General features: G+C 66.0%; 26 protein-coding genes, 1 tRNA gene and 1 pseudogene. 10 read left to right on the top strand and 18 right to left on the bottom strand.

All coding sequences use genetic code 11. The features are described from left to right. Window positions 1-16: 16 nt before the first annotated feature. Window positions 17-772 (top strand): tRNA-uridine aminocarboxypropyltransferase, encoded by a 756-nt coding sequence (locus tag ACO07H_RS05975; RefSeq protein ID WP_422012133.1) that lies wholly within the window; start codon window positions 17-19, stop codon window positions 770-772. A 23-nt stretch (window positions 773-795) separates the two neighbouring features. Here ACO07H_RS05975 and ACO07H_RS05970 read toward each other — a convergent pair whose 3' ends face one another. Next, window positions 796-1,467: a histidine phosphatase family protein gene (locus ACO07H_RS05970; protein WP_422012131.1), complete on the bottom strand. Its 672-nt coding sequence runs from the start codon at window positions 1,465-1,467 to the stop codon at window positions 796-798. A gap of 52 nt (window positions 1,468-1,519) precedes the next feature. Here ACO07H_RS05970 and ACO07H_RS05965 point away from each other — a divergent pair, with 52 nt between their 5' ends. From ACO07H_RS05965 to ACO07H_RS05955, 3 genes are read left to right on the top strand one after another with little or no spacing between them, the layout of a single operon-like run. Next, the gene (locus tag ACO07H_RS05965; RefSeq protein WP_422012129.1) at window positions 1,520-1,975 is read left to right on the top strand and encodes a GNAT family N-acetyltransferase; all 456 of its coding nucleotides are present in this window, start codon (window positions 1,520-1,522) and stop codon (window positions 1,973-1,975) included. Next, window positions 1,968-2,627: an alpha/beta hydrolase gene (locus tag ACO07H_RS05960; protein WP_422012127.1), complete on the top strand. Its 660-nt coding sequence runs from the start codon at window positions 1,968-1,970 to the stop codon at window positions 2,625-2,627. Before ACO07H_RS05965 ends, ACO07H_RS05960 begins: the two co-directional genes overlap by 8 nt. Before the next feature lie 58 nt (window positions 2,628-2,685). Continuing rightward, window positions 2,686-4,071, top strand: a complete 1,386-nt coding sequence (locus ACO07H_RS05955; RefSeq protein WP_422012125.1) for a hypothetical protein — start codon at window positions 2,686-2,688, stop codon at window positions 4,069-4,071. Between the two features lie 13 nt (window positions 4,072-4,084). Here the strand turns inward: ACO07H_RS05955 and ACO07H_RS05950 are convergent, their stop codons facing one another. The 10 genes from ACO07H_RS05950 to secA all read right to left on the bottom strand — a co-directional run bounded on the left by ACO07H_RS05950 (window position 4,085) and on the right by secA (window position 15,381). Then, a complete protein-coding gene (locus tag ACO07H_RS05950) occupies window positions 4,085-4,531 on the bottom strand; it encodes a GNAT family N-acetyltransferase (RefSeq protein WP_422012123.1) in 447 nt (148 codons plus the stop codon). A gap of 93 nt (window positions 4,532-4,624) precedes the next feature. Then, window positions 4,625-6,754: a prolyl oligopeptidase family serine peptidase gene (locus ACO07H_RS05945; RefSeq protein WP_422012121.1), complete on the bottom strand. Its 2,130-nt coding sequence runs from the start codon at window positions 6,752-6,754 to the stop codon at window positions 4,625-4,627. Window positions 6,755-6,872: 118 nt separating this feature from the next. Beyond that, entirely contained in the window at window positions 6,873-8,102 is a 1,230-nt protein-coding gene (argJ, locus tag ACO07H_RS05940; RefSeq protein ID WP_422012119.1) for a bifunctional glutamate N-acetyltransferase/amino-acid acetyltransferase ArgJ, read from the bottom strand. Window positions 8,103-8,153: 51 nt separating this feature from the next. Continuing rightward, complete coding sequence (gene arsH / locus ACO07H_RS05935; protein ID WP_422012117.1) at window positions 8,154-8,921, bottom strand: arsenical resistance protein ArsH; 768 nt, start codon at window positions 8,919-8,921, stop codon at window positions 8,154-8,156. After that, on the bottom strand, window positions 8,914-10,005 hold the full coding sequence (arsB, locus tag ACO07H_RS05930; protein WP_422012115.1) for an ACR3 family arsenite efflux transporter: 1,092 nt from the start codon (window positions 10,003-10,005) through the stop codon (window positions 8,914-8,916). The genes arsH and arsB overlap by 8 nt, the downstream gene beginning before the upstream one ends. 10 nt (window positions 10,006-10,015) lie before the next feature. Then, window positions 10,016-10,528 (bottom strand): arsenate reductase ArsC, encoded by a 513-nt coding sequence (locus ACO07H_RS05925; RefSeq protein WP_422012113.1) that lies wholly within the window; start codon window positions 10,526-10,528, stop codon window positions 10,016-10,018. Window positions 10,529-10,652: 124 nt separating this feature from the next. Continuing rightward, complete coding sequence (locus ACO07H_RS05920) at window positions 10,653-10,973, bottom strand: ArsR/SmtB family transcription factor (RefSeq protein WP_422012111.1); 321 nt, start codon at window positions 10,971-10,973, stop codon at window positions 10,653-10,655. 163 nt (window positions 10,974-11,136) lie between these two features. After that, window positions 11,137-11,814, bottom strand: a complete 678-nt coding sequence (locus tag ACO07H_RS05915) for a PEP-CTERM sorting domain-containing protein (RefSeq protein WP_422012109.1) — start codon at window positions 11,812-11,814, stop codon at window positions 11,137-11,139. Window positions 11,815-11,854: 40 nt separating this feature from the next. Beyond that, the gene (locus ACO07H_RS05910) at window positions 11,855-12,409 is read right to left on the bottom strand and encodes a PEP-CTERM sorting domain-containing protein (RefSeq protein WP_422012107.1); all 555 of its coding nucleotides are present in this window, start codon (window positions 12,407-12,409) and stop codon (window positions 11,855-11,857) included. A gap of 227 nt (window positions 12,410-12,636) precedes the next feature. Beyond that, complete coding sequence (secA, locus tag ACO07H_RS05905) at window positions 12,637-15,381, bottom strand: preprotein translocase subunit SecA (RefSeq protein ID WP_422012105.1); 2,745 nt, start codon at window positions 15,379-15,381, stop codon at window positions 12,637-12,639. 194 nt (window positions 15,382-15,575) lie between these two features. Between secA and ACO07H_RS05900 the strand changes: the two genes are divergently transcribed. Next, a complete protein-coding gene (locus tag ACO07H_RS05900; RefSeq protein ID WP_422012103.1) occupies window positions 15,576-15,914 on the top strand; it encodes a hypothetical protein in 339 nt (112 codons plus the stop codon). Window positions 15,915-16,101: 187 nt separating this feature from the next. Continuing rightward, a complete protein-coding gene (locus ACO07H_RS05895) occupies window positions 16,102-17,283 on the top strand; it encodes a tyrosine-type recombinase/integrase (RefSeq protein ID WP_422012100.1) in 1,182 nt (393 codons plus the stop codon). 164 nt (window positions 17,284-17,447) lie between these two features. On the opposite strand, the gene ACO07H_RS05890 is transcribed toward ACO07H_RS05895, so the two are convergent. After that, the gene (locus ACO07H_RS05890) at window positions 17,448-17,789 is read right to left on the bottom strand and encodes a hypothetical protein (RefSeq protein ID WP_422012098.1); all 342 of its coding nucleotides are present in this window, start codon (window positions 17,787-17,789) and stop codon (window positions 17,448-17,450) included. A gap of 230 nt (window positions 17,790-18,019) precedes the next feature. Between ACO07H_RS05890 and ACO07H_RS05885 the strand changes: the two genes are divergently transcribed. The 4 genes and pseudogenes from ACO07H_RS05885 (at window position 18,020) to ACO07H_RS05870 (ending at window position 20,471) form a co-directional block, all read left to right on the top strand. After that, window positions 18,020-18,601, top strand: coding sequence for a hypothetical protein (locus ACO07H_RS05885; RefSeq protein WP_422012096.1), 582 nt, complete (start codon window positions 18,020-18,022; stop codon window positions 18,599-18,601). Window positions 18,602-18,699: 98 nt separating this feature from the next. Then, window positions 18,700-19,506, top strand: a complete 807-nt coding sequence (locus ACO07H_RS05880; RefSeq protein ID WP_422012094.1) for a hypothetical protein — start codon at window positions 18,700-18,702, stop codon at window positions 19,504-19,506. Between the two features lie 217 nt (window positions 19,507-19,723). Then, window positions 19,724-19,901, top strand: a pseudogene (locus ACO07H_RS05875) (transposase); the annotation flags it as partial. Between the two features lie 300 nt (window positions 19,902-20,201). Continuing rightward, window positions 20,202-20,471: a hypothetical protein gene (locus tag ACO07H_RS05870; protein WP_422018680.1), complete on the top strand. Its 270-nt coding sequence runs from the start codon at window positions 20,202-20,204 to the stop codon at window positions 20,469-20,471. 78 nt (window positions 20,472-20,549) lie between these two features. Here the strand turns inward: ACO07H_RS05870 and ACO07H_RS05865 are convergent, their stop codons facing one another. From ACO07H_RS05865 to ACO07H_RS05840, 6 genes are all read right to left on the bottom strand, one after another. Further along, window positions 20,550-21,080 carry a hypothetical protein gene (locus ACO07H_RS05865; protein WP_422012092.1) on the bottom strand — a complete coding sequence of 177 codons (531 nt, stop codon included), beginning with the start codon at window positions 21,078-21,080 and terminating at the stop codon, window positions 20,550-20,552. Window positions 21,081-21,306: 226 nt separating this feature from the next. Then, a tRNA-Thr gene (locus tag ACO07H_RS05860) sits at window positions 21,307-21,382 on the bottom strand. 22 nt (window positions 21,383-21,404) lie between these two features. Further along, window positions 21,405-21,941, bottom strand: coding sequence for a ClpXP protease specificity-enhancing factor (locus ACO07H_RS05855; RefSeq protein ID WP_422012090.1), 537 nt, complete (start codon window positions 21,939-21,941; stop codon window positions 21,405-21,407). Then, window positions 21,941-22,558 carry a glutathione S-transferase N-terminal domain-containing protein gene (locus ACO07H_RS05850; protein ID WP_056192820.1) on the bottom strand — a complete coding sequence of 206 codons (618 nt, stop codon included), beginning with the start codon at window positions 22,556-22,558 and terminating at the stop codon, window positions 21,941-21,943. Before ACO07H_RS05850 ends, ACO07H_RS05855 begins: the two co-directional genes overlap by 1 nt. Window positions 22,559-22,696: 138 nt before the next feature. Next, window positions 22,697-23,467 (bottom strand): cytochrome c1, encoded by a 771-nt coding sequence (locus ACO07H_RS05845; RefSeq protein WP_422012087.1) that lies wholly within the window; start codon window positions 23,465-23,467, stop codon window positions 22,697-22,699. 20 nt (window positions 23,468-23,487) lie between these two features. Next, window positions 23,488-24,900, bottom strand: a complete 1,413-nt coding sequence (locus ACO07H_RS05840; RefSeq protein ID WP_422012085.1) for a cytochrome b N-terminal domain-containing protein — start codon at window positions 24,898-24,900, stop codon at window positions 23,488-23,490. Window positions 24,901-24,910: the final 10 nt, after the last annotated feature.

The raw sequence follows: 24,910 nt of genomic DNA, 5'->3' as shown, positions 1-24,910 counted from the left end.
CTCGGACAATCCGCGCATGTCCCATGCCGTCTCTGCCCTGCGCGCCGCGCGCCTGGCGATCGCCACCAAGCCCTTTTCAGCTCGCGGCGGATTCAAGCAGGAGCGCTGCGAAGGCTGCCGGCTGCTCCCGTCGCACTGCCTGTGCGCCTTGCGCACGCCCGTGCCCACGCGTGCCGCGGTGTGCCTGCTGATGGCCGACATCGAACCGCTCAAGCCGACCAACACCGGCTGGCTGATCGCGGACCTGGTGGCCGACACCTTCGCCTTCGGCTGGTCGCGCACCCAACCCGATCCGGCGCTCCTCGCGCTGTTGCGCGACCCGGCCTGGGAGCCCTACGTCGTCTTCCCGGGCCAGTACGCCGCGCCGGAACGCGTGGTGCACACCGTCGCGCCGTGCGCGACCGGCCCGGGCGGCAAGAGCAGGCGGCCCCTGTTCGTGCTGCTGGACGGCACCTGGTCGGAGGCGCGCAAGATGTTCAGCCGCAGCCCCTACCTGAACGCCCTGCCGGTGCTCAGCCTGGCGCCCGACGCGGCCTCGCAATACCGGCTGCGTCGATCCCGGTGCGACGACCACCTCTGCACCAGCGAGGTGGCTGCGCGCTGCCTGCACCTCGTCGGGGACGAGGTCGCCGGCACGGTCCTGGACGCGTACCTGGGCGTCTTCACGCACCACTACCTGCAGGCGAGGAACCAGTTGCCCGTCGCCTGGGACGGCGCAGCCCATCGACGCTTCCATGACGCAATGGCCCGGCAGGCAGCGACCGCCCGTTGATCGAGCGCCGGCCTGCCCCGACGTCACGCGTGCGTGATGTGCCCGCGCGTCTCGGCCGTGTCCAGGTGCGGCAGCGTGTTGAAGGTGATGAGGTGGTGCCGCTTGGGGTTGAACGCGAACTCGGTGACGGCCGAGTTGCGGATGCGCAGGTTCAGCTCCACGAAGGTCTCCGCCGGCGCGGACAGCACCTGCGTCACGGCCGTGGCGATGGGCCCGCCGCTGGAGACGATGAGCACCTGCCGGCCCACGCCCAGCGCCCGCACGCGGTCCAGCGCGTCGGCCACACCGGCGGCGAAGTCGGCGTGCGCCGGCATGCCCACCGGCGCCGTCTCGCCGCGCATCCAGGCCAGCAGGCCCTGGCGCAGCAGCCGGAAGTGCTGCTTGACGGCCTCGGGGTCGCGCGGCGCGCCCAGCGGCCCGGGGTGGACGGCGCGCACGAGGGCCTCGCTGTCGTACTCGTTCAGGCCCGGCAGCGCGAGGGCCGGCAACGCCTCCCCGTAACCCTCGACGATGGCGGCCAGCGACTGCGCATGGCGCTTCAGCGTGCCGGTGAAGACGGCGTCGAACCGCTGGCCGCGTTCGCGCCAGTAGGCACCCAGGTGGCGGCATTGCTCGTGGCCCTTGGCGCTGAGCTGGTCGTAGTCGGCAGCGCCAAAGCTGGCCTGGCCGTGGCGGACGAGGTAGAGGCTTCCCATGGCTTGGATCATGAAGGGCTGGAACGCCGCCGGCTGTCGCGACAATGACGCCATGACGCTTCGCCTCGCCACCCGCGACGACACCGCCGAACTCTGGCGCGTGCGCTATGCCGTCGCCGAGAACAGGCTGACGCCGGGGCGCATTTCAGACGCCGAGCTGCACGCCTACCTGGCAGACCTCGGCCGCGGCTGGGTCGTCGAACTGGCGCAGGGCGCGAATCTCAGGATTGCCGGCTTCGCCATCGGCGACGCGCGCGACGGCCGCATCTGGGCGCTGTTCGTGGACCCGCCGCTGCACGGCCAGGGGCATGGCCGGCGGCTGCACGACGTGATGGTGAACTGGCTGTTCGACCAGGGCCACACACGGCTGGACCTGGGCACGCAACCCCGCTCCCGCGCCGAGGCTTTCTACCGCCGTGCCGGCTGGCGTCCCACAGGCGACGGCCTGGACGCGCACGGCGACCAACGCTTTGAACTGACCCTTGCAGACTGGAACCGCCATGCTTGAAACCCACGTCATCGAGACCGGCCCCCAACCGCGCACGACGCTCATCGTGCTGCACGGCCTGGGCGCCGACGGCCATGACTTCGTGCCCATCTGCGGCGAACTGGACCTGACCGCACTCGGCGCCGTGCGCTACGTGTTCCCGCATGCGCCCGAGCGGCCGGTGACGATCAACAACGGCCACGTCATGCGCGCCTGGTACGACATCGTCGGCACCGACCTCACGCGCCGCGAGGACGAGGCCGGCCTGCGCGAATCGCAGCAGCAGATCGCCGCGCTCATCGACCGCGAACGCGAGCGCGGCGTGCCGGCCGAGCGCATCGTCGTCATGGGCTTCTCGCAGGGCTGCGCGATGGCGCTGATGACGGCGCTGCGCTACCCCGAGCGGCTGGGCGGCGTGGTGGGCCTGTCGGGCTACCTGCCGCTGGCCGCGACGACGGCCGCCGAGCGCTCGGCCGCCAACGCCACGCTGCCCGTCTTCCTCGCGCATGGCACGCAGGACCCGGTCGTCGTGCCGGCCCGCGGCACCGCCAGCCGCGATGCGCTGCTCGCCCTGGGCTACGCGGTCGAGTGGCACGACTACCCGATGCCGCACTCGGTCTGCATGGCAGAGATCCAGGACCTGAACGCCTGGCTGCTGAAGCAACTGGCTTGAATTCGCGGCCTTCTTTGCGTCACCGGCGCCCGGACACGTCAGGGATGATCCGTTAGTCATGGAACGCCTGGCCGAACAGATCGTCGATTGGCACAACCGCCACCCGCTGGCGCGCCGCATCGGCACGGGCGACATCCACACCATCGGCGTCGTCGCGCTGCCGTTCGTGCGCGCGTCGGCGCAGGCGGGTGGGCTGGTGGAACCGGTGCTGACCGATGCGGTCAGCTTCGACGAGCTGGCCGCCGGCCCGCCCGTGTCGCGCGGCGCCGTCTGGCTGCAGCGCCTGGCCGGGCTGGCCGGCAAGCTGGCCCGCCGCGGTCCGCGCACGCAGTGGCGGGCCTTCAGCGAGAAATTCCTGCCGGGGCTGAGCCCGGACCAGGTCGAGCGCTTTGCACTGGCGCACGGCTTCGCCGAGCCGCCCGCGTCTCCCGAGAGCCAGCCGTGGCGAGTGGTCGTCATCGACGAGGCGCTGGCCGGCCTGCATGGCGGCTGGCCGTTCGAGCTCTACCTGATGAGCGCCGGCATCGATGTGGGCAGCGCCCGCACCCGCGTGCTGGGCGGCCGCGGCATCCCGTCGGAGATCCTCGGCCGCCGGCTCTGGGACCCGCGGCGCCTGGGGCTTGCCGGGGCTGTGCTGGCGCTGCTGGTGGCCGTCGGTGGCTACGCGCTTTGGCCGCGCCACGAAGTGCCACCCGCGGTGGACGCGGCGGCGGCACCGGCCGAGGCCGCATCGGCAGTCGCGGCCACGCCCGCCTCGGCCGTGGCGGGCGAGCCGGCATCGGCCCCCGCGCCGCAAGCCGAAGCCGCGTCGGCGCCGGGGCCTGAAGCGTCAACGCCCGAGGCCGCGCCCGCGGTCGCAGCCAGCGAGCTGCCGGAGCAGGCCGGGTCGCAGCCCGACATCCGCCCGCGCTTCGTCCAGCGCGCCGACGGCGTGCCACGGCCGCCGCTGCTGTCCTCGGGGAAACTGGCAGACAAGGCGGCAGACAAGGCGGACGAGAAGACGGCGGAGAAGGCCGCCTCTAAGGCCGCCGACAAAGCCGCCGACAAGGCCGCCGAGAGGGCCGCCGAGAAACCCGCCGCTGAACGATCACCCGGGAAAGCACCCGAGACCGCGCAGAAGGCCGCGGCACCGGCCAAGCAGGCTGACAGGACGCCCGAGCCGGCGGACCCGCGCCTCGCGCGCCTGGCCGAGGCACCGGCCGCCGCCATCGTGGCGCTGGTCGGCCCGCCTGGCAGCAAGGCCGAGGCCGAGGCGCTGCTCAAGCGCATGAAGGCGGGACTGGTGGGCGTGCACAGCAACCCGGACGCGCTGCAAGGCGACGTGATCCAGACGCCAGAAGGCTGGCGCGCCACGGTCTGGCCCTTCCCCAGCCGCGAGCAGGCCCAGCTCATCAATGCGACGCTGGTGGCGCGCGGCATGAAGACCAGGGCCGTGAACTTCTGAGCCAACGACCTGTTCAGCCGGCGGGGCGGCGGATGACGAAGGCGCGCTTGTCGCCACTGTCGAAGCCGCAGCGCTCGTAGAAGGCCCACACGGCGGGGTCCTTGCGGCTGGTGGTCAGCACGACCTTGTAGCAGCCGGCCGTCCAGGCCTGTTCGATGGCATGCCGGATGACGGCCTGGCCATGCCCCTGGCCGCGGTGGCCGGCGTGCGTGACGACGTTCTCGATGACGCCGTAACTGCGGCCGCCGCGCGTCAGGTTGGGAATGACGGCGAGGTTGCAGCTGGCGATGAGCGCTTCGCCGTCGAACAGGCCGAAGTGCCGCAGCCCCGCGTGCGCGAAAACGGCGCGCACCCCCTCGGGCGAGGGCGGCGCGTCGCCGGCATTCAGGTGCTCGTAGAGCGTGATGAGGGCGCCAGCATCGCCGACGCCCAGATCGCGGATCGCGGACGCGCTGCTCATCAGCTTGCGGGTCCAGCGCCGGCCCAGTTCACCAAGCCGTCCCGTTGGCGGTAGTGCCTGGCGAGGGGTCGCGGCGCAACTGGACGAGGGGCATCATTTCACTTCGAGCTTCATCGTGTTGGCGATGAAGGCCAGCACGTCGCTGCGCTCCTCGATGATCTTGGAGGTGGGCTTGCCGGCGCCGTGGCCGGCGTTGGTCTCGATGCGGATCAGCTTGGGTGCCGGGCCGGTGTCGACGGCCTGCAGCGCGGCGGCGTACTTGAAGCTGTGCGCCGGCACGACGCGGTCGTCGTGGTCGCCGGTGGTGACGAGCACCGCCGGGTACCTGGCGCCGGCCTTGACGTTGTGCATGGGCGAGTAGGCGTACAGCGCCTTGAACATCTCCGGGCTGTCGGCACTGGTGCCGTAGTCCGTCGCCCAGGCCCAGCCGATGGTGAACTTCTGGTAGCGCAGCATGTCCATCACGCCGACCTGCGGCACGGCGGCGGCGAACAGGTCCGGGCGCTGGTTGGCGACGGCGCCCACCAGCAGGCCGCCGTTGGAGCCGCCGTTGATGGCCAGCGTCGCCGGGCTGGCGACCTTGTGGGCGACCAGCCATTCGCCGGCGGCGATGAAGTCGTCGAAGACGTTCTGTTTCTTCAGCTGGGTGCCGGCGTCATGCCAGGCCGAGCCGTATTCGCCGCCGCCGCGGATGGAGGCGATGACGTAGACGCCGCCCATCTTCAGCCAGGTGGCCGACGTGGCGCCGTAGGCCGGCGTGATGGGGATGTCGAAACCGCCGTAGCCGTACAGCAGCGTCGGGTTCGTGCCGTCCAGCTTCAGACCCTTCTTCGCGGCGATGAAGATCGGGAAGCGCGTGCCGTCCTTGCTGGTGACGAACTCGCGGCGCGTCTCGAACTCGTCCGGGTTGAAGGCCGTCTTGGGGCGCTTGAACAGTTCGATCTGGCCGGTCTTCACGTCGTAGCGGTGGATCTCGGCCGGGTTGGTCAGGCTGGTGTAGCTGAAGAAGGTTTCCTGGCTGCTCCAGCGGCCGCCGAAGCCGCTGGCGGTGCCGATGCCGGGCAGCGTCACCTCGGACAGGCGCTTGCCGTCGGCGCCGTGCACGCGCACCAGCGTGGCGGCGTCGTGCAGGTAGCTCAGCAGGTAGTGGCCGCCCACGGCGGAGGCGGCGGTCATCGCGTCGGGGCCTTCGGCCACCAGCGTCTTCCAGCCGGCCACGGCGGGGTTCTTCAGGTCGATGGCGACGAGGCGGCCACGCGGCGCGTCCTTGTCGGTCTTGACGACGAGGCTGCCGCCGATGGCGTTGACCGGCGTGTACTGCGCGTCGAAGCCCAGCGTGACGGGCTGCGGCTTGCCGCCCGCGAACGCGCCCTTGGGCAGCGGCAGCACCATCAGGCCGTTCTTGCTGCCGGCACTCTTCCAGACGCTGATGACGAGCAGTTCGCCGTCATCGGACACCTGGGTGCCGAAGCCCCATTCCTTGTCGTCGCGGTTCTCGGCGACCAGCACGTCGTCGGCCTGCGGCGTGCCCAGGCGGTGGTAATAGAGCTTCTGGAAGTAGTTGGCCCCGGTCAGCGCGGCGCCTTCCTTGGGCGCGTCGTAGCGGGCGTAGAAGAAGCCCTTGCCATCGGCCGTCCAGGAGGCGCTGCTGAACTTCACCCAGTCGATCCTGTCGGCCAGGTCCTGGCCGGTGGCGAGGTCGCGCACCTTCCAGGTCTGCCAGTCGGAGCCGGCGCCGGCGATGCCATAGGCAAGCAGCTTGCCGTCGCGCGACGGCGCCACGCCGCTGAGCGCGACCGTGCCGTCCTTGCTCATCGCGTTCGGGTCCAGCGCGACCTGCGGGCTGTCCTTCAGCGACTTGGCCCAGTAGTACACGTTCTGCTGCTGCAACCCGTCGTTGCGGCTCCAGAAGTAGCGGCCGCCTTCCTGGAACGGGATGCCGAAGCGCTCGTAGTTGTAGAGCTCGGTGTAGATGCGGCGCGTCGGCAGGCGCTGCGGCATCGCAGCGAGGAACTTGTTCGTGACCTCGTTCTGCTTGACGACCCAGGCCTTGGTCTCAGCGCTGTTGTCATCCTCCAGCCAGCGGTAGGGGTCGGCGACGGTGGTGCCGTGGTAGGTGTCGGTCTGGTCGACCTTGCGCGTGGCGGGGTAGGTCATCGTCTGGGCTTGGACACTGGTGGCGAGCACGGCGGCAAGGGCAAGTGCGGACAGGGTGAGCTTCATCAAGGGTGGCCTGAAGGGAACGGATGCAACAGTGTGGCCCGGCGTGCGCGGTGCGCCGTTGGTCACAGAGGACTTCTACCCGGCGGCCCGCCGCCAGGCGAGCCGCCGCCGGCGCGCGTCAGCTCCGGTAGTCGGCGTTGATGCTGACGTAGTCGTGGCTGAGGTCGCAGGTCCAGACGGTGGCGCGCGCCGCGCCGCGGTTCAGGCCCACGCGGATGGTGATCTCGGCCTGCTTGAGCACGCGCTGGCCGTCCTCCTCGCGGTACTCCGGCCGCCGCCCGCCCTGGGTGACGACGTGCACGTCGTCCAGGTGCAGGTCGATCAGCCCCTGGTCCAGGTCGGCTATGCCGGCATAGCCGACCGCGGCCAGGATGCGGCCGAGGTTGGGGTCGCTGGCGAAGAACGCGGTCTTGACCAGCGGCGAGTGGGCGATGGCGTAGGCGGCGAGCCTGCACTCGGCCTCGTCGCGGCCGCCCTCGACGGTGATGGTGATGAACTTGGTCGCGCCTTCGCCGTCGCGCACGATGGCCTGGGCCAGTTCCTGCGCCAGCGCGATCAGCGCCTCGCGCAGCGCCTGCGCATCCGCGCTGTCCAGCGACGTGATCTCGGCATGCGCGGCGCGGCGCGAGGCGATCAGCATGAAGCAGTCGTTGGTGGACGTGTCGCCGTCGATGGTGATGCGGTTGAAGGACGCGTCGGCGGCCTCCTTCACCAGCGGCTGCAGCAGCGCCGGGGCGATGTTGGCATCGGTCGCGACGAAGCCGAGCATGGTCGCCATGTTGGGCCGGATCATGCCGGCGCCCTTGGAGATGCCGCTCAGCGTGACCGGCACGCCGCCGATCTGGATGCGGCGCGACGCGGCCTTAGGCAGCGTGTCCGTCGTCATGATGCCCAGCGCCGCTTCGCCCCAGCCGTCTTCACGCAGCGCGGTCAGCGCAGCAGGCAGGCCGGCGACGATGCGGTCCACCGGCAGCGTCTCCATGATGACGCCGGTGGAGAACGGCAGCACCTGCTCGGGCTGGCAGCCGATCAGGCCGGCCAGCGCCTGGCAGGTCTCGCGCGCCCGGGCCAGGCCGTCGGCGCCGGTGCCGGCGTTGGCATTGCCGGTGTTGATCAGCAGCGCGCGGATGGCGCTGCCTGCGGCCAGATGCTCGCGGCAGACCTGCACCGGCGCGGCGCAGAAGCGGTTGGTCGTGAAGACGCCGGCCACGGCGGCGCCCTCTTCCAGCGCGATGACGCTGAGGTCGCGCCGGTTGGCCTTGCGCACGCCGGCCATGGTCACGCCGAGGCGCACGCCCGGCACGGGCAGGAGGGAGGCGGGATCAGGGGCGGTCAGGTTGACGGGCATGTCGCTCGGCGGTTGAGGGAAAACGCGCGGATTGTAGGAACCCCAAGCGCCTCAGGTGCCGGGCGCGTCACTCACCGCGGTGCTGCCGGCCGCGGCGACGAGATTGACGCGCCGGGACAACTCGTCCGCGCTTTCCTTGCGCTCGCTGTAGCGATCCAGCAGGTAGGGGGCCACGTCACGCGTCAATAGCGTGAACTTGACCAGTTCCTCCATGACGTCGACCACGCGGTCGTAGAACGCGGACGGCTTCATGCGCCCCTCGTCGGTGAACTCGGCAAAGGCCTTGGCGACGGACGACTGGTTGGGGATGGTCAGCATGCGCATCCAGCGCCCCAGCACGCGCATCTGGTTGACCGCGTTGAAGGACTGGGAGCCACCGGACACCTGCATGACGGCCAGCGTCTTGCCCTGGGTCGGGCGCACGGCGCCGGACGACAGCGGAATCCAGTCGATCTGCGCCTTCATGATGCCGGTCATGGCGCCATGGCGCTCCGGCGACGTCCACACCATGCCTTCGGACCAGACGACCAGTTCGCGCAGCGCCTGCACCTTGGCATGGGTCTCCGGTGCATCGTCCGGCAGCGGCAGGCCGCTCGGGTTGAAGATGCGCACCTCCGCGCCCATGGCCTCCAGCAGGCGGGCGGCCTCGAAGGTCAGCAGCCGGCTGTAGGAGCGCTCGCGCAGCGAGCCGTACAGCATCAGGATGCGCGGCGGGTGTGATGAAGGCCTGGGCACCGCCAGCTGACGTTGTGCCGGCACGTCGAAGAGGTCGGCGCGCAGCGCCGGGAACGTCGCGCCGGGGAACAGCAATTCAGACATGGCGGGCCGCGGCGGCTTGCGCTTCGCGCCCGTACCACCCCTTGCTTTGGTTCACGACGCGAACGACCAGCAGCATCACGGGCACTTCGATCAACACGCCGACCACGGTTGCCAATGCAGCGCCGGATTCAAACCCGAACAGGCTGATGGCCGCAGCCACGGCCAGCTCGAAGAAGTTGCTGGCACCGATCAGTGCGGACGGCCCAGCGACGCTGTGAGCCTCGCCCAGCTTGCGATTGAGCCAGTAGGCCAGGGCCGAGTTGAAGACCACCTGGATGAGGATGGGCACGGCCAGCATCGCGATGACGAGCGGCTGCTGCAGGATGGCCGTCCCCTGGAACGCGAACAGCAGCACCAGCGTGGCCAGCAGCGCTGCCATCGACAAAGGCTCGATCCGCTGCAGCGCCGCGCCGAATGCCGCCGGCCCCTTGGCCAGCAAGGCCCGGCGCCAGACTTGGGCGATGACGACCGGGATCACGATGTAGAGCACGACCGAGGCCAGCAGCGTGTCCCACGGCACGCTGATCGACGACAGGCCCAGCAGCAGTGCCACGATGGGTGCGAATGCAAAGACCATGATGGCGTCGTTCAGCGCCACCTGGCTGAGCGTGAACAGCGGGTCGCCGTGGGTCAGCCGGCTCCACACGAAGACCATCGCCGTGCACGGCGCGGCGGCCAACAGGATCAGGCCGGCCACATAGCTGTCCAGTTGGCCGGCCGGGAGATGCGGCGCAAACACCTGGCGGATGAAAAACCAGCCGAGGAATGCCATCGAGAACGGCTTGACGGCCCAGTTGACGAACAGCGTGACACCAATGCCGCGCCAATGCCGCCCAACCTGGTGCAGCGCGCTGAAGTCGACCTTCAGCAGCATCGGGATGACCATCACCCAGATCAGCAGGCCGACAGGCAGGTTGACCTGGGCGACTTCCATGCGCCCGACGGCCTGGAACGGCCCGGGAAAGCGCTGGCCGAGGGCGATGCCGACGACGATGCAGAGGAAGACCCAGACGGTCAGGTAGCGCTCGAAGACGTTCATCGGCAGCGGCGCGGGGGGCGATGCAGGCAAGGCAGCGGTGTTCATGGGCGTCGCCTCAGCTGTGGCCGATGTGGCTCAGCGCCGCCTGCAGCGCCTGGCGGTCCAGCGTGTCAAACGGCAGTTGCGCCAGCTGAAGCATGCGGTAGCCGAGGGCCTGGCGGGTCAGTTCGAAAGCGCGTCGCTTGCCGTCATCGCCGCCCTCGGCGTGGGACGGGTCCGGGTAGCCCCAGTGCACCTTGACCGGCTGGCTCCCATCGCCATTCGCGCCGAAGAACACCGGGCATTGCTCGGCCGCCGCGCTGTCGCAGACGGTGATGACGAGGGCCAGCGGCGGTGCGTCGCGCTGGCTGAACTCGTCCCAGCTCTTGCTGCGGCAAGGGGCCGTGTCGACACCAGCGGCCTGCAGCGCTTCGAGGGCGAAGGGGTTGACGCGACCGCTGGGGGCACTGCCCGCACTGTGGGCTCGCACATCCCTGCCGAGCCTTTCCGCCCAGTGGTTGAGCATGCCCTCGGCGAGGATGCTGCGGGCGGCGTTGTGCGTGCAGAGGATGAGGACGTGGGTGGTCATGGGAAGCTCCGCGGGCGCTGATCTGCCCGGCCCCGGGTTGAATGAACGCCGCACCTAAGCCGCGACGGGCTGCGTCGGCCGTCCGATCGAACGCCGAAGGTCTTGTCGGGCATGGTCAACCGGCTCAGCAGCAGGCACCGCCGGGTTGCACCGCGCAGGCGGCACCCTGGCAGCAGTTGTCGGTGAGATAGCCGAGCAGATCATCCATGCACGCGTAGTTGGCGCGGTAGATCAGGTTGCGGCTGACACGTTGCTGGGTGACCAGGCCGGCGCTGACGAGTTCCTTCAGGTGGAAGGACAAGGTCGCGGGCGCCACCCCCAGGGCCTCCTGGATGGCGCCGGGCGTCAACCCCGCCTCGCCGACGACCACCAGCGCGCGGAACACCTGCAGCCGCAGCGGTTGCGCCAAGGCCGCCAGGCCTTTGATGACTTCCGACTCTTCCATATTTCCATTTTTATGGAAATTCAATCTGGAAGCAAGTGCGCATTGGCGCCGCACCGCAAGTCGGACCGCCACGCGACGAGGCAGTCGGCGGCTTGCGCGAAGCGCAAATGGAAAAGGCTCCCGAAGGAGCCTCCCAGTGGACGCGTGACCGCGTCGCAGTGAATCAGCGCGGCAGGCGGCGGCGTGCCACCAGGCCGACGATGCCCAGGCCCGCCAGCAGCATGGCGTAGGTCTCGGGTTCGGGCACGGCGTTGATGGACGTGGCGACGATGAGGTCCTGGTAGCTCGCGTTGGTGAGCTTGGTCAACGTGTAGAACGACTCGCCCTGGTAGCTCTGGGCGGCGGCCAGGTAGCCGTTGGCGAGGCTTTCCAGCGAGGCTGCGGTCTGCACAGAGGCCTGGGTGTTGTTGGCGGCACGCATGTAGAAGCTGCCCGCGTTCTGCGTCACGCTCAACGCGGTCGACGTCTCGTTGGTGAGCTCCCAGACCGCCAGCTGGAACGCGGCCTGCTCGGTGGTGGACTGCACCGAGGCGAAGGTGCTGGAGTACAGCGCCTGCAGCAGCGCGGCCTGCGTGCCGGTGAAGCTGCCGACGCTGTAGGTCTGCGCACCGAAGGTGGTCGGCGCGTTGGGCTGGGCCGGCTCGATGCAGTAGGCCAGGAAGCTGTTGCCCGACGTCGAGTCCACGTAGTTCAGCACGCCGGCGGCGATCTGGCCGGTCAGGGACGTGCGGATCACCGGCGAGCTCGTGTCCTTGCCCGTGTAGGTGATGCTGACGTCGGCTGCGGCGGCAGTGAAGCTGGCGGCGGCGGCAAGTGCGAGGAGGATGAGTTGCTTGGTCATGGCCGTGTGGAAGTTCAGGCGGTCAAAGGGGCGGCGCGGTTCAGGCACCACGGCGGCGGCGGCTCAGGGCCAGTGCGGCCAGCGCCGTGGCCACCAAGGCCAGCGCGGCCGGCTCAGGCAGCTCACCGGCGACAGTATTGAAGGTGGCGTCATAGCCGTCGGCGCCCTTGTCGTTGATGCCGACGCCGGACACATAGAGCGTCCATTCGCCTGCGGTCAGCAGCACGGGCGACAGTGTCCAGACCTCAGTACCGCTGAAGCCGTGCGCCCAGTCGAAGCCGACGGTCTGCACGAGGTCGATGCGCTGGCCGCTGGTCACCGACTTCAGGTAGGCCTGCTGGATGTCCAGGTAGGGCGTGGTCGCCTCCGGGCCGGCGTCGACGATGACGGCCTTGATCTCGCCGGACAGCCAGACGTTGCCACTCAGCACGAAGTTGTGGATGTCGCTGAACTCGCCTGGCGCGCCGGAGAACAGGTCTGCGGCGTAGCCGTCTGCATCGGTCTGCTGGAAGCTGAGGGCCACAGGCGCGGCCATGGCGGAACCGGCGGCGACGGCCAGGCTCAGGGCGGCGAGGGTTGCAGACAACGTTTTCATGACGCGCTTTCAGGTTCTCTATCAGGGTCTACCCGGGATTGAGCCGGGGCATGAACTGCACTCTAGGGGGGCGACTCCAGCCGGGGCACCCCCCATGCGCGTGGCGCAGGGCTCGCGATGTGCTCAAACGCACGGTTTTCCCCCCGTATGGGTGGGGTGGGCGAGGCCGGCCCACCAATGAAAACGGGCCGGCAGAGCCGGCCCGTGACGGATTCACGCCGCTGAAATCAGGCCAGCTTGCCGTGGCAGAGCTTGAACTTGCGGCCGCTGCCACAGGGGCAGGGGTCGTTGCGGCCGATGTGGCCGTATTTCTCGACCAGCGTCGAGGAATCGACCTCCTGGCTGACGGAGCCGTCCTCGTTGGGGTGCTGGTAGGTCAGGTTGGACACCGCCTCGGCCCGGCGTTCCAGCGCCTCGGCGGCCTCGTTGGCCTCTTCCTGGCTCTGGATGCGCACATTGAGCAGCGTGCGGGTGACCTCCATCTTCACCATGTCCAGCAGTTGCGAGAACAGCTCGAAGGCCTCGCGCTTGTATTCCTGCTTGGGGTTCTTCTGGGCGTAGCCGCGCAGGTGGATGCCCTGGCGCAGGTAGTCCAGCGCGGCCAGGTGCTCGCGCCAGCGCTGGTCGATGCTCTGCAGCAGCACCATGCGCATGAAGGGGTTGAACTGCTCGATGCCAACGCGGTCGAGCTTGCTCTGGAACTGCTCGTCGCCCGCCTTGGTAACGGCTTCGAGGATGTCCTCGTCGGTGATGGAGTCGCTCTTCTTGACCAGCTCGACCAGCGCGACCTCGGTCTGCCACTCGTCCCGCAACACCTTCTCCAGGCCGGCCAGGTCCCACTGCTCTTCCAGGCTCTCGGCCGGCACGAAAGTGCGCACGACGTCGGTCAGCGTGGAGGTGCGCAGCGAAGCGATCTGGGCGATGAGGCTCTCGGCCTCCAGGATGTCGTTGCGCTGCTGGTAGATGACCTTGCGCTGGTCGTTCGACACGTCGTCGTACTCCAGCAGCTGCTTGCGGATGTCGAAGTTGCGGGCCTCGACCTTGCGCTGGGCGCCCTCGATGGAGCGCGTGACGATGCCGGCCTCGATGGCCTCGCCCTCGGGCATCTTCAGCCGGTCCATGATGGCGCGCACGCGCTCGCCGGCGAAGATGCGCATCAACTGGTCGTCCAGCGACAGGTAGAAGCGGCTGGAGCCCGGGTCGCCCTGGCGGCCGGAGCGGCCACGCAGCTGGTTGTCGATGCGGCGGCTCTCGTGGCGCTCGGTCGCGATGATGCGCAGGCCGCCCTCGGCCTTGACCTTGTCGTGCAGGCCCTGCCATTCGTCGTGCAGCTGCTGGATGCGGCGCGCCTTCTCGTCGGCGGGGATCGCGTCGTCGGCTTCGAGGAACTTGACCTGGTTCTCGACGTTGCCGCCCAGCACGATGTCCGTGCCACGGCCGGCCATGTTGGTCGCGATGGTGATGACGCCCGGGCGGCCCGCCTGGGCGACGATCTCGGCCTCCTTGGCATGCTGCTTGGCGTTCAGCACGTTGTGCGGCAGCTTGGCCTGCTGCAGCAGCGTGGAGATGAGCTCGGAGTTCTCGATGGACGTCGTGCCCACCAGCACCGGCTGGCCGCGGGTGTGGCAGGCGCGGATGTCCTCGATGACGGCGGCGTACTTTTCCTTGTCGGTCTTGTAGACCAGGTCCAGTTCGTCCTTGCGGATGGTCGGGCGGTTCGGCGGGATGACGACGGTCTCCAGACCGTAGATCTCCTGGAACTCGTAGGCCTCGGTGTCGGCCGTGCCCGTCATGCCGGACAGCTTGCCGTACATGCGGAAGTAGTTCTGGAACGTGATGGAGGCCAGCGTCTGGTTCTCGGCCTGGATCTGCACACTTTCCTTGGCCTCGACGGCCTGGTGCAGGCCGTCGCTCCAGCGGCGCCCGCTCATCAGGCGGCCGGTGAACTCGTCGACGATGATGACCTCGCCGTTCTGCACGACGTAGCTCTGGTCCTTGTGATAGACGTGATGGGCCCGCAGCGCCGCATTGAGGTGATGCATCAGCGTGATGTTGGCCGCGTCATACAGGCTCGCGCCCTCGGCGATCAGGCCGGCCTCGGCGAGCAGCGCTTCGGCGTTCTCGTGGCCTTCTTCGGTCAGGTGGATCTGGTGCGACTTCTCGTCGACAGTGAAGTCGCCCGGCTCGATGACGCCCTCGCCGGTGCGCGGGTCCAACTCGCCGATCTGCTTCTTCAGCTTGGGCACGACCGCGTTGATGCGCAGGTAGACGTCGGTGTGGTCGTCGGCCTGGCCCGAGATGATCAGCGGCGTGCGCGCCTCGTCGATGAGGATGGAGTCCACCTCGTCGACGATGGCGTAGCCCAGGCCGCGCTGCACGCGGTCACGGGTCTCGTAGACCATGTTGTCGCGCAGGTAGTCGAAGCCGTATTCGTTGTTGGTGCCATAGGTGACGTCGGCGGCGTAGGCGGCCTGCTTCTCCTCGCGCGGCATGTTGGGCAGGTTGATGCCCACCGACAGGCCGAGGAAGGTGTACAGCTTGCCCATCCATTCGGCGTCGCGGCGCGCCAAGTAGTCGTTCACCGTGACGACGTGGACGCCCTTGCCCGTCAGCGCGTTCAGGTAGACCGGCAGCGTCGCCATCAGCGTCTTGCCCTCACCCGTGCGCATTTCGGCGACCTTGCCGGCGTTCAGCACCATGCCGCCGATCAGCTGCACGTCGAAGTGGCGCATCTTCAGCGCACGCTTGCTGCCTTCACGGCAGACGGCGAAGGCTTCGGGCAGGATGTCGTCGACCGTTTCGCCGTTGGCGATGCGCTGCTTGAACTCGGCGGTCTGCGCACGCAGTTCATCGTCGCTCAGCGCCTCGAACTTCGGCTCCAGCGCATTGATCTGCTGCACGGTGCGGCGGTACTGCTTGAGCAGTCGCTCGTTGCGGCTACCGAAAATCGAGGTGAGAAGCTTGGGCAACATGCTGCGAAAGGATGAGGAGCTGGCGACACCCGGCGGGGCCGGCCCGCCCGGTGAGAGGCGCGAATCTTGGGGCGCGGCAAGGCATTGCAAGACGGACTTGCATGGCCGCGCAAAACGGCGCAGTTTAGCAGCGGCCCGGTGCACAGGCCGCAGCGACGCCGCGGGCGGGCAGGGACGCTGACTACACTGCGCCGATGTCGTCCGCCCCCCGCTACCTCGCTCCCAAGGGCACGCGCGTCAGCATCCCGTCGCCGACGCCGGTGGCGCAGGCCTTGAGTGCCCACGCGGGGCTGAGCCAGCTCAGCGCGCGGCTGGAGGCCTCGCGGCGACGGTTGCGCATCATCGGCCCGGCACTGCCCGGCGGGCTGGCGGCCAGCGTGCAACCCGGGCCGCTGGACGAGGACGGCTGGAGCCTGCTGGTCGCCAATGCGGCCGTCGCGGCCAAGCTGCGCCAGTTGCTGCCTCGGCTGGAAGCCCTGCTGGCCCAGGCCGGCCTGCCCGGCCGCATCCGCATCAAGCTGGCACAGAAATGACGAAACCCCAGCGCCGTGAGGCAGTGGGGTTCGGTGGGTTTGGTGCCGGCTATCGGATTCGAACTGATGACCTACCGCTTACAAGGCGTCTAGGGCGTCGCGATAGAACATCGATCAACATTGGCATTCACTGCCTCACCCTGTATTCTTGGGCCAAATTTGGGCCACAAGACTAAGAGGGAATGAAATGGCGCGCATCGAAAAGCGGGGGGAACTGCAGTGGCGGGCGCGCGTGAGGCGCGACGGGATCGAGCAGTCGCGGACCTTCATGTCGAAGGCGGACGCCGTTACCTGGGCCCAGGAAACCGAGCTGTCCATCACCCGCGGACAGTGGCGCGACACCAGCGCGGCCGAGAAGCCTTTCGCCGAGGTCGCCAAGCGCTATCTGGAAGAAGTCACCCCTTCGAAGCGTTCAGCGAAGTCCGAGGAATACCGGATCAAGACCCTGATGGCTGCGCCAGAGCTGCGCCGGCCCATCGGAACCATCCAGGCGTCTCACGTGGCCGCCTTCCGCGATCGTCGTGCGAAGGAGCCAGCAAAGGTGCCGGGCAAATCCGCTCAAGCCGCGAAGGCCGAGACGGGGCGCAAGGTGTCGGCGCAGACTGTCATTCATGAGCTGAACACCCTCAGCGCGATCTTCGAGCACGCGAGGGGCGAGTGGTCGATCCCCTTGACCGAGAACCCTGTGCGCGCAACTCGCAAACCGGTCCGCGCCAAAGCCCGTGAGCGTCGCATCACACCCGTCGAGCTGAACTACTTGCAAAAGGCGGGCGCCGCCAGCCTGGGCATGAAGGAGATCATCAGCCTGGCCATCGAAACAACGATGCGACTGGGAGAGCTGCTCTCGCTACGCTGGGCGACCATTGATCTTCAAAAGCGCACCGCGCACCTCACTAAAACCAAGAACGGCGAGTCTCGGACTGTCGCACTGTCGACCGCAGCGATGGCGGTTCTCAAAGAGCTGAAGGCAGCCAGTGCACCGCTCCAGGTCGTGAACCAAGCCGATGAACGCAAGCCGTCCAAGGCGCCGTCAAAGGCACCACAAGCTCTCGCGCTGATCCGCATGCGGAAGGAGGGTCGCGTCTTCCAGTGGTCACGGTCGGACTCGTTTGAGAAGGCCTGGACGAGGTGCCTAGAGCGCGCCCGCGCGCTCTACCTGTCCGACTGTGAGGCAGCTGGTACCGAACGAGATCCAGCGGTGCTGGCTGACCTCCCCTTCCACACCACCCGCCACGAGGGTACGAGTCGACTCTTCGAGAAGGGCCTCAACCCGTTCGAGGCTGCATCGATGACGGGGCACAAGTCCATGCAGATGCTGAAGCGATACACCCACGTAGAGGCGGCGAAGTTGGCCACCAAATTAGGCTGACATCGGCAGCCCCTGTGATCATGGAGCATCCCGGGGGGCAGCTCGCAAGTCTTTGGGGCGACTCAGGAGATTTCTACCGGCAGTAGGCCTACGCCTTGTGAATTTGCACCGCGTTTACATCAGCTCTGATGATACAAACTTGGCCTAGTTCAGCGCACAGTCCTTCATGCACGTTGAATTGCCATACACCACTTGCTTAGGAGCGATAAATTGATGAAGAGCAGACTACTAATTTCAGCAATTCTTGCTGCGACCTTTTCGTTTGGCTCGCCAGCAGCAGTTGCTGGCTCCCAGTCTGGCGTGGTGACTAACATCACCATTCGAAACGATGGGTTGATTGTGGTGTATTTGAGCGGCTCTCCGTCCGGGCGACCGGGATGTGCCACGATCTCGTACTGGTTTATCAAAGACGAAAATTCAAATAGCGGCAAACAGCAATTGGCTATGCTGCTGTCTGCGCGAGCCACAGGCGCCACGATTGTGATAACAGGCACAAATACTTGCACTCGATGGAGCGATGGCGAGGATATATACAGCGTCAGTTATTAATTAATCGCAAGGCCCATTTATACGCCAATTATTTGGATCCACCGACATTATACGATAGCGTAGTATCAAATGCTTGAACAGATAAGCGAAAGGACATGGGTTGGCAAATCCTGTTGATCGCACTGAAGCAACCGTTAGATCTATGCGGCATCCTTCACGTTCTTCTTGGATCACCATGAGGGCATCGATGAAATATCGATATTTTTTTATTTTAGCCGCCCTGACTGGGATGTTCATTGACATTTCCAGTGCGGGGCAGGGCATCCAACTCTTTACAAAGTCCGACTTCATTCCGCTAGCTAGTGAAGCATCTCTATTAACAACAGCAGAGAATGCGCACTTGAGCGCCATGCGAAAGAGCTCGTCTCTTTACAAAAGCGTTCAGATAGTGAAGATAAATCGGCGGGCCCTAGGCGGCAACATCGCCACCATTGCTCTACCGGACGGCGCTGAATATACATACAGGGGTACCACCACGAAAACCGAAGGCGACAAGTTTTCCTTATGGAGGGGCGCCTCAGAACGTGGAACATTGGTAATTTCCTATGATGAAAACACCATTGGGGGAGAAATTAGAGAAAACGGCCATGTTTATGGGATTGCGACTCTTGCGGGTGAGCGAGTTGAAATACTAACCGAGGCTGCCAGTCTGACCGATGCAGAGGAGCTTCCCAGCATGAGCGGAAAAGTTGACCCCGAAAGATTTCGGCATCCCATTCGGCCACTACCCTCTCAGCCAGCTTCTTCTGCGATTGGTGGTAAGCCATGAGATTTATGCGCTGGTACATTTGCGCAGCCCTTCTGTGTTTATCGTCAATCGCATCGGCGGCGACGACCATAAGAATTCTCACGAGCTATGACGGGAACGTGGCAAATGTCTGGAGCCTCAATAATATCGTCACTCAGGTCAACTCGCAGATTGCTAATCTTAACTCAGCACTTGCAAATAGCGGGCTCGACGTGGTAGTTCAGTCGGCTGGCGTGGTGTCGTTTGATAGTACAGGAGTTACTTCAATATTCGACATGCCCGCAGCTGGGCAACAAAGCACTTTGCTTAGGTTAAGACGCGACACGGCGGGTGCAGATGTCGTAATGATGCTCGGGTTCTTTGGTCAGGCGTCCGGTCAAGCTCTACAGGTCGGCTCAACTGCCAACACGGCGTTTGCAGCAGTAGACATTACTGCGCTTCCAAATTACACCTACTTACACGAGTTTGCCCATTTGCTCGGCGCTCGTCATCAATACACTGGCGCCCAGCTCGTCAACACCAATGACACGACCGGTTCCGGACACGGTGCATATATTCAAATCGCGGGCACTGATCCTGGCGCCGCGGCAGGTAGCAGCATAATATGTTTGCACACGATTATGGCATATACGCCAGTCGATAAACTTAATGGACTTAGCTGCACCAGCAGTCGCATTCTTTGGTATTCAACGCCCAGCGGCGCGGCTGACTTCTATGGGCAAGGATCAGGCGCGGTGACTTGGCATATCACAAATCCTTCATTTGGTGGCAACTCACGGAACACCACGTTCGCCAACTACAACAATGCCGCAGTTATGCGAGCATACGCTCCCATCGTAGCCAGCTTTCACAATACAAAGTTGGCGGGTGGTATAGCGGTCACTATCGGCGGCATGATTCTCAACATGCTGATGATTGACCCCTAATAAATCGCCAAAATCCTGAATCGGCTGCAGCCAGCCTACGCGCGGTTTCCGCGGCCCAGACGGCTTTCAGTTCGTTAGATCGCGTCAGAGTCTGCCAGTGTTCGAGCTGGATGGCCCGCAACCAATGGCGCTACCGCTCATCCAGTGCTCGACTGACCTTGAATGGTTGCCCCCCGCCGAACTTGTCGGCCTTGGATGGCGATTCACGTAAGAGCAGATGGTGGCGCCCCTGCGCGAGGCAGACCGCACCACGGTGGCCGAGGCGGCCAAGAAGCACAAGGTCAGCGAGCCCACGATCTAAGGTTGGCGCAAGCACTTTGGCCAGCTGGAAGTGGCTGACGTCAAGCGTCTGAAGGCGCTGGAGCTGGAGAACAGCCGGCTCAAGATGGATGAAGTTCTCGCGTCTTGGAAGTTCTCCCTCGAGCGCCTGGCCGAAGGCGCCGAAAGCATCGGCGCACGACAGCGGAGGCTTCAAGAAAAACCCCGGCATGGGCCGGGGTGTCAAAGCCGCATCGCGTCATCGCGACGAGGCCTGCTCAGGGAGGAAAAGCAGGAACGCGGGGTAACGCGTCAACGTGATTATCGCCGTGTCGCCGCGACGCCAAATCGGGCTGAAAACCCCCGAGGTTTCGCCATTGGACTTGAGAGCTGGCCAACAGAATCCAACGCGTCAACAACTCGTCCCCATAGGACATATGCAGCACTACTTCGCTCTCGGCCCCATCACTGCAGCCTTCACCGTCGGCTTTCCTGCGCTGTACCTGGCAGCGCGACAGATCCGGCGCTTAGCCGCCTGGATGCAGAACAGCGAGCCACCGAAGGAACGCGCCGGCGCCTTCATCGTCATGTTCACGGTGTTTGGGTTTATCGTCGGCGGCCTTGGCCAGGCGATCTGGGACGAAACGGCCGCCTGCACCGCGACCGGCAAATCCGCCATTCAATGCATGGCTTTTAACCCGCGCTGAATGGCGGCTGAAGGTCACTCAATTGCCCAAGGTGCTCGCCGCTGCCAGCTGCATCGACGATCGACCGCCTGTAGCGCTTCACCATTTATGAAACGCGCCGGCCGGCGGCGTAAGCCGCTGGCTGAAACGGTCGATCTGGCCGTTGAGCATGTCGCGAGTCGCTGCGCTCACGGTGGCGTCAGTGGTGGCTAGGACCACCAGGCCGCGCCAGGCTCGCGGGGTTGCCGTCGACGGCCGCGACTGCGGCAGCACGCGGGCGATGATCTGGTCTGGCGTATAGGTCGTCAGGCCGGTCGTCGTGAACACGCCTGGCTCGGTCGTTGACGGCACAGCGCCCTGCGCCACCTCGACGCTCTGCAGCTCAGCATCTGGGATCAGACCCATCGCCCACAGCTCCAGGTTGCTGTACGCCACGACGTTGCCGCCGTTGGCGAAAGAGCCAAAAGGCCCCGTGCCGCCGCCCCGAAAAGTCACGGTGCCGAGGTAGCTGCCATCTGCCCTCTTCTCCAGCTTCGACCAGCCGCCGAGCTGGCCGCCGGCGCTGCTATAGCCCCAATGGCTATCCACCTGCGTGGGCACCACGAAGCCGGGCCCGCCGTCGTGCGCCATGCCGGCAAGGAAGCCATGCAGTAGCTCGTGCAGGGACGGTCCCCGCTCAAGGTAGTCCGTCGCGGTGAGCCAGAGATTCCCAAGGCGGCCAAAACGCGGGCAACTGGGGCTCTGGACTGTTGGCCCTGGGCCAAATTTGGGCCAGGCCGTTGGCCCAAATTAGGAAAGTACAAGCAAGCAAAAGAAAACGGGATCAAGCGTAAGTGCTTGATCCCGTTTCATTTTTTGGTGCCGGCTATCGGATTCGAACTGATGACCTACCGCTTACAAGGCGGTTGCTCTACCAACTGAGCTAAGCCGGCTGAAGGTGCGCATTCTAGATGCTTACTTGACCCGTTTCAGCGAAGGACGGCTGCCGCCGGCCGGGGTCTCGGGCGGTGGCTCGTCATCCGCGTCGCCCTCGGGCGTCTCGGAGGCCAGCCGCAGGCCGCGGCGCGGCGCGGCGGCGACGGGCGCCGCAATGCTGGCAGCCGGCGCAGCGGGCGCAGCGGGCGCAGCGGGCGCATCATCCCCGAGCGGCTCGGGCGCCGGGAAGGCCATGCCCTGCCCATTCTCGCGGGCGTAGATCGCGACGACGTGATCCACCGGCACGATGATCTCGCGCGCGACGCCGCCGAAACGCGCCTTGAACTGGATGAACTCGTTGCCGAGGTCCAGCCCGCTGGTCGCATCGAAGCCGACGTTCAACACGATCTCGTGGTTGGACACGTACTCCATCGGCACCTGCACCGCGCGGTCGACGTGGACCGCGATGTAGGGCGTGAAGCCGTTGTCCGTGCACCAGTCGTGCAGCGCGCGGATCAGGTAGGGCCGGGTGGACGTGCCGTTGCCCGTCCCGCCGGGGGCGGGAGTCTGTTCCATCAGCGGCGCATGACCTTTTCCGAGGGCGTCAGCGCCTCGATGTAGGCCGGGCGGCTGAAGATGCGCTCGGCGTACTTCAGCAGCGGCAGCGCGTTCTTGGACATGTCGATGCCGTAGTAGTCCAGGCGCCACAGCAGCGGCGCGATGGCCACGTCGAGCATCGAGAAGTCGTCGCCCAGCATGTACTTGTTCTTCAGGAAGATCGGCGCGAGCTGCGTGAGGCGGTCGCGGATCTGCGAGCGGGCCTTTTCAAGCTGCTTGTCGGTCGCCTTGGTCGTCGTGCCGCGGCCTTCGAGGATGTTCACGTGGGCAAACAATTCCTTCTCGAAGTTCAGCAGGAACAGGCGCACGCGGGCACGCGCCACCGGGTCGCCGGGCATCAGTTGCGGGTGCGGGAAGCGCTCGTCGATGTACTCGTTGATGATGTGCGATTCGTACAGGATGAGGTCGCGCTCGACGAGGATGGGCACCTCGTTGTACGGGTTCATCAGGGCGATGTCTTCGGGCTTCGCGAACAGGTCAACGTCACGGATTTCGAAGTCCATGCCTTTCTCGAACAGCACGAAGCGGCAGCGGTGCGAGTAGGGGTCGGTGGTGCCGGAGTAAAGGACCATCATGGCTTGGGCTCCCGAGGGGTCAGTCAATCGAAAACGCGGGGCAGGCAGCCACGCGCTGAAAAAGCAAACGCAGTGGGTGGCTGACGCGCGCCCCACTGCGTGGTTCGGCGCCGCAAAGCAGCGCCTGAACAAACGAAACTACTTCACATCCTTCCAGTAAGAGGCGTTCAGGCGCCAGGCAAACACGGTCAGGAAGCCGAGGAAGATCAGCACGATGACGCCGAGCTGGAAGCGCTGGCCCTGTGCGGGCTCGCCCATCCATTGCAGGTAGGCGACCAGGTCGGCCACCGCCTCGTCGTACTGGCGTTCGTTCAACGTGCCGGGCACCAGTTGCTGGTAGCCGGCGAAGACATGCACCTTCTTCTCGTGGTCGTGCGGGTCGGCAACTTCCTCGAACTTGGCGGCGCGCTGGCCCTGCAACTCCCACATCACGTGCGGCATCGCGACGCTGGGGAAGGCCAGGTTGTTCCAGCCCGTCGCCTTGGTGTCGTCGCGGTAGAAGTTCCGCATGTAGGTGTAGAGGTAGTCCGCACCCGAGCCCTTGGCACCGTCCGCGCGCGAGCGGGCGATGACGGTCAGGTCGGGCGGGTTGGCGCCGAACCAGGCCTTGGCGTCCTTGGCATCGAGGCTGACCTTCATGGTCTCGCCGACCTTGTCGGCGGCGAACAGCAGGTTGTTCTTGATCTCGGTTTCGGACAGGCCGATGTCGCGCATGCGGTTGTAGCGCATGTAGGCCGCGGAATGGCAGTTCAGGCAGTAGTTGACGAACAACTTGGCGCCGTGTTGCAGCGCTGCCATGTCCGACATCTTTTCCTTGGGGAACTTGTCCCAGGGGATGCCGCCCTCGGAGGCATGGGCGGCACCGGCCAGGCTCAGCGAAGCCAGCAGGATGGCGATCAGCTTTTTCATTGGTGTTCTTGCTCCGCGGCTCAGTGGGCGTGGAAGGTCACACGGTCGGGCACCGGCTTCGGGCGACCGAGCCGGCTCCACCAGGGCATCAGCAGGAAGAAGCCGAAGTAGAACAGCGTGCCGACTTGCGCGATCAGCGTGCCCGCGTCGCTCGGCGGCTGGATGCCGAGGTAACCCAGCCACAAGAAGAAGACGACGAAGACGGCGTAGACATACTTGTGCCAGTCCGGGCGGTAGCGGATCGACTTGACCGGGCTGTGGTCCAGCCAGGGCAGGAAGAACAGGATGATGACCGCGCCACCCATGACCACCACGCCCCAGAACTTCGCGTCGAAAACCTTGAGCAGGAAGATCAGCACGGCTGCCGCCACCAGCAGCGCGATCTTGGCGGCACCGCCGAACTTGCCCTTCAGGAAGCTCACGACGGCCGAGAGCGCGACGACGCCGCACAGCACGTTGACCATGGTGTCGGTCGTGGCCCGCAGCATCGAGTAGAACGGCGTGAAGTACCAGACCGGCGCGATGTGCGCGGGCGTCTTTAGCGGGTCGGCCGGGATGAAGTTGTTGTATTCGAGGAAGTAGCCGCCCATCTCGGGCGCGAAGAAGATGATGGACGTGAAGACCATCAGGAACAGGCAGACGGCGTAGATGTCGTGCACCGTGTAGAACGGGTGGAACGGCACGCCGTCCAGCGGATGGCCTTGCGCATCCTTGGGCGCCTTAGGGCCCTTGATCTCGACGCCGTCCGGGTTGTTGGAACCCACGTCGTGCAGCGCCAGCAAGTGCGCCACGACCAGGCCCAGCAGCACCAGCGGCACGGCGATGACGTGGAAGCTGAAGAAGCGGTTCAGCGTCGCGTCGCCGACGACATAGTCGCCACGGATCATCAGCGCCAGGTCCGGGCCAACGAAGGGCACGGCGGCGAACAGGTTGACGATGACCTGGGCACCCCAGTACGACATCTGGCCCCAGGGCAGCAGGTAGCCCATGAAGGCCTCGGCCATCAGGCACAGGAAGATCGCGCAGCCGAAGATCCAGACCAGCTCGCGCGGCTTGCGGTAGCTGCCGTAGATGAGCCCGCGGAACATGTGCAGGTAGACGACCACGAAGAAGGCCGAGGCGCCCGTGCTGTGCATGTAGCGGATCAGCCAGCCCCAGGGCACATCGCGCATGATGTACTCGACCGAAGCGAACGCCAGCGTCGCGTCGGGCTTGTAGTGCATCACGAGGAAGATGCCGGTGACGATCTGGATCACCAGCACCAGCAGCGCCAGCGAGCCGAAGATGTACCACCAGTTGAAGTTCTTCGGCGCGTAGTACTCCGACATGTGGACCTTGTAGGCGTCGAACGCGGTCGGGAACCGGTTCTCCAGCCAAGTCATGGTCTTCACGCCCACCGACGCGCCTGCGGGAGCTTCCTTGAATTCAGCCATGTGTCGTCCC

Source organism: Roseateles sp., assembly GCF_965229315.1.
Taxonomy (GTDB): domain Bacteria; phylum Pseudomonadota; class Gammaproteobacteria; order Burkholderiales; family Burkholderiaceae_C; genus Pelomonas.
This window is presented reverse-complemented; position numbering and strand designations above follow the sequence as displayed.

What these genes read in the sequence shown, in the direction of transcription:
- ACO07H_RS05975 (WP_422012133.1), top strand. Translation starts at nt 17, where the DNA reads ATGTCCCATGCCGTCTCTGCCCTGCGCGCCGCGCGCCTGGCGATCGCC.
- ACO07H_RS05970 (WP_422012131.1), bottom strand. Translation starts at nt 1,467, where the DNA reads ATGGGAAGCCTCTACCTCGTCCGCCACGGCCAGGCCAGCTTTGGCGCT.
- ACO07H_RS05965 (WP_422012129.1), top strand. Translation starts at nt 1,520, where the DNA reads ATGACGCTTCGCCTCGCCACCCGCGACGACACCGCCGAACTCTGGCGC.
- ACO07H_RS05960 (WP_422012127.1), top strand. Translation starts at nt 1,968, where the DNA reads ATGCTTGAAACCCACGTCATCGAGACCGGCCCCCAACCGCGCACGACG.
- ACO07H_RS05955 (WP_422012125.1), top strand. Translation starts at nt 2,686, where the DNA reads ATGGAACGCCTGGCCGAACAGATCGTCGATTGGCACAACCGCCACCCG.
- ACO07H_RS05950 (WP_422012123.1), bottom strand. Translation starts at nt 4,531, where the DNA reads ATGAGCAGCGCGTCCGCGATCCGCGATCTGGGCGTCGGCGATGCTGGC.
- ACO07H_RS05945 (WP_422012121.1), bottom strand. Translation starts at nt 6,754, where the DNA reads ATGAAGCTCACCCTGTCCGCACTTGCCCTTGCCGCCGTGCTCGCCACC.
- argJ (WP_422012119.1), bottom strand. Translation starts at nt 8,102, where the DNA reads ATGCCCGTCAACCTGACCGCCCCTGATCCCGCCTCCCTCCTGCCCGTG.
- arsH (WP_422012117.1), bottom strand. Translation starts at nt 8,921, where the DNA reads ATGTCTGAATTGCTGTTCCCCGGCGCGACGTTCCCGGCGCTGCGCGCC.
- arsB (WP_422012115.1), bottom strand. Translation starts at nt 10,005, where the DNA reads ATGAACACCGCTGCCTTGCCTGCATCGCCCCCCGCGCCGCTGCCGATG.
- ACO07H_RS05925 (WP_422012113.1), bottom strand. Translation starts at nt 10,528, where the DNA reads ATGACCACCCACGTCCTCATCCTCTGCACGCACAACGCCGCCCGCAGC.
- ACO07H_RS05920 (WP_422012111.1), bottom strand. Translation starts at nt 10,973, where the DNA reads ATGGAAGAGTCGGAAGTCATCAAAGGCCTGGCGGCCTTGGCGCAACCG.
- ACO07H_RS05915 (WP_422012109.1), bottom strand. Translation starts at nt 11,814, where the DNA reads ATGACCAAGCAACTCATCCTCCTCGCACTTGCCGCCGCCGCCAGCTTC.
- ACO07H_RS05910 (WP_422012107.1), bottom strand. Translation starts at nt 12,409, where the DNA reads ATGAAAACGTTGTCTGCAACCCTCGCCGCCCTGAGCCTGGCCGTCGCC.
- secA (WP_422012105.1), bottom strand. Translation starts at nt 15,381, where the DNA reads ATGTTGCCCAAGCTTCTCACCTCGATTTTCGGTAGCCGCAACGAGCGA.
- ACO07H_RS05900 (WP_422012103.1), top strand. Translation starts at nt 15,576, where the DNA reads ATGTCGTCCGCCCCCCGCTACCTCGCTCCCAAGGGCACGCGCGTCAGC.
- ACO07H_RS05895 (WP_422012100.1), top strand. Translation starts at nt 16,102, where the DNA reads ATGGCGCGCATCGAAAAGCGGGGGGAACTGCAGTGGCGGGCGCGCGTG.
- ACO07H_RS05885 (WP_422012096.1), top strand. Translation starts at nt 18,020, where the DNA reads ATGAAATATCGATATTTTTTTATTTTAGCCGCCCTGACTGGGATGTTC.
- ACO07H_RS05870 (WP_422018680.1), top strand. Translation starts at nt 20,202, where the DNA reads ATGCAGCACTACTTCGCTCTCGGCCCCATCACTGCAGCCTTCACCGTC.
- ACO07H_RS05865 (WP_422012092.1), bottom strand. Translation starts at nt 21,080, where the DNA reads ATGGCGCACGACGGCGGGCCCGGCTTCGTGGTGCCCACGCAGGTGGAT.
- ACO07H_RS05855 (WP_422012090.1), bottom strand. Translation starts at nt 21,941, where the DNA reads ATGGAACAGACTCCCGCCCCCGGCGGGACGGGCAACGGCACGTCCACC.
- ACO07H_RS05850 (WP_056192820.1), bottom strand. Translation starts at nt 22,558, where the DNA reads ATGATGGTCCTTTACTCCGGCACCACCGACCCCTACTCGCACCGCTGC.
- ACO07H_RS05845 (WP_422012087.1), bottom strand. Translation starts at nt 23,467, where the DNA reads ATGAAAAAGCTGATCGCCATCCTGCTGGCTTCGCTGAGCCTGGCCGGT.
- ACO07H_RS05840 (WP_422012085.1), bottom strand. Translation starts at nt 24,900, where the DNA reads ATGGCTGAATTCAAGGAAGCTCCCGCAGGCGCGTCGGTGGGCGTGAAG.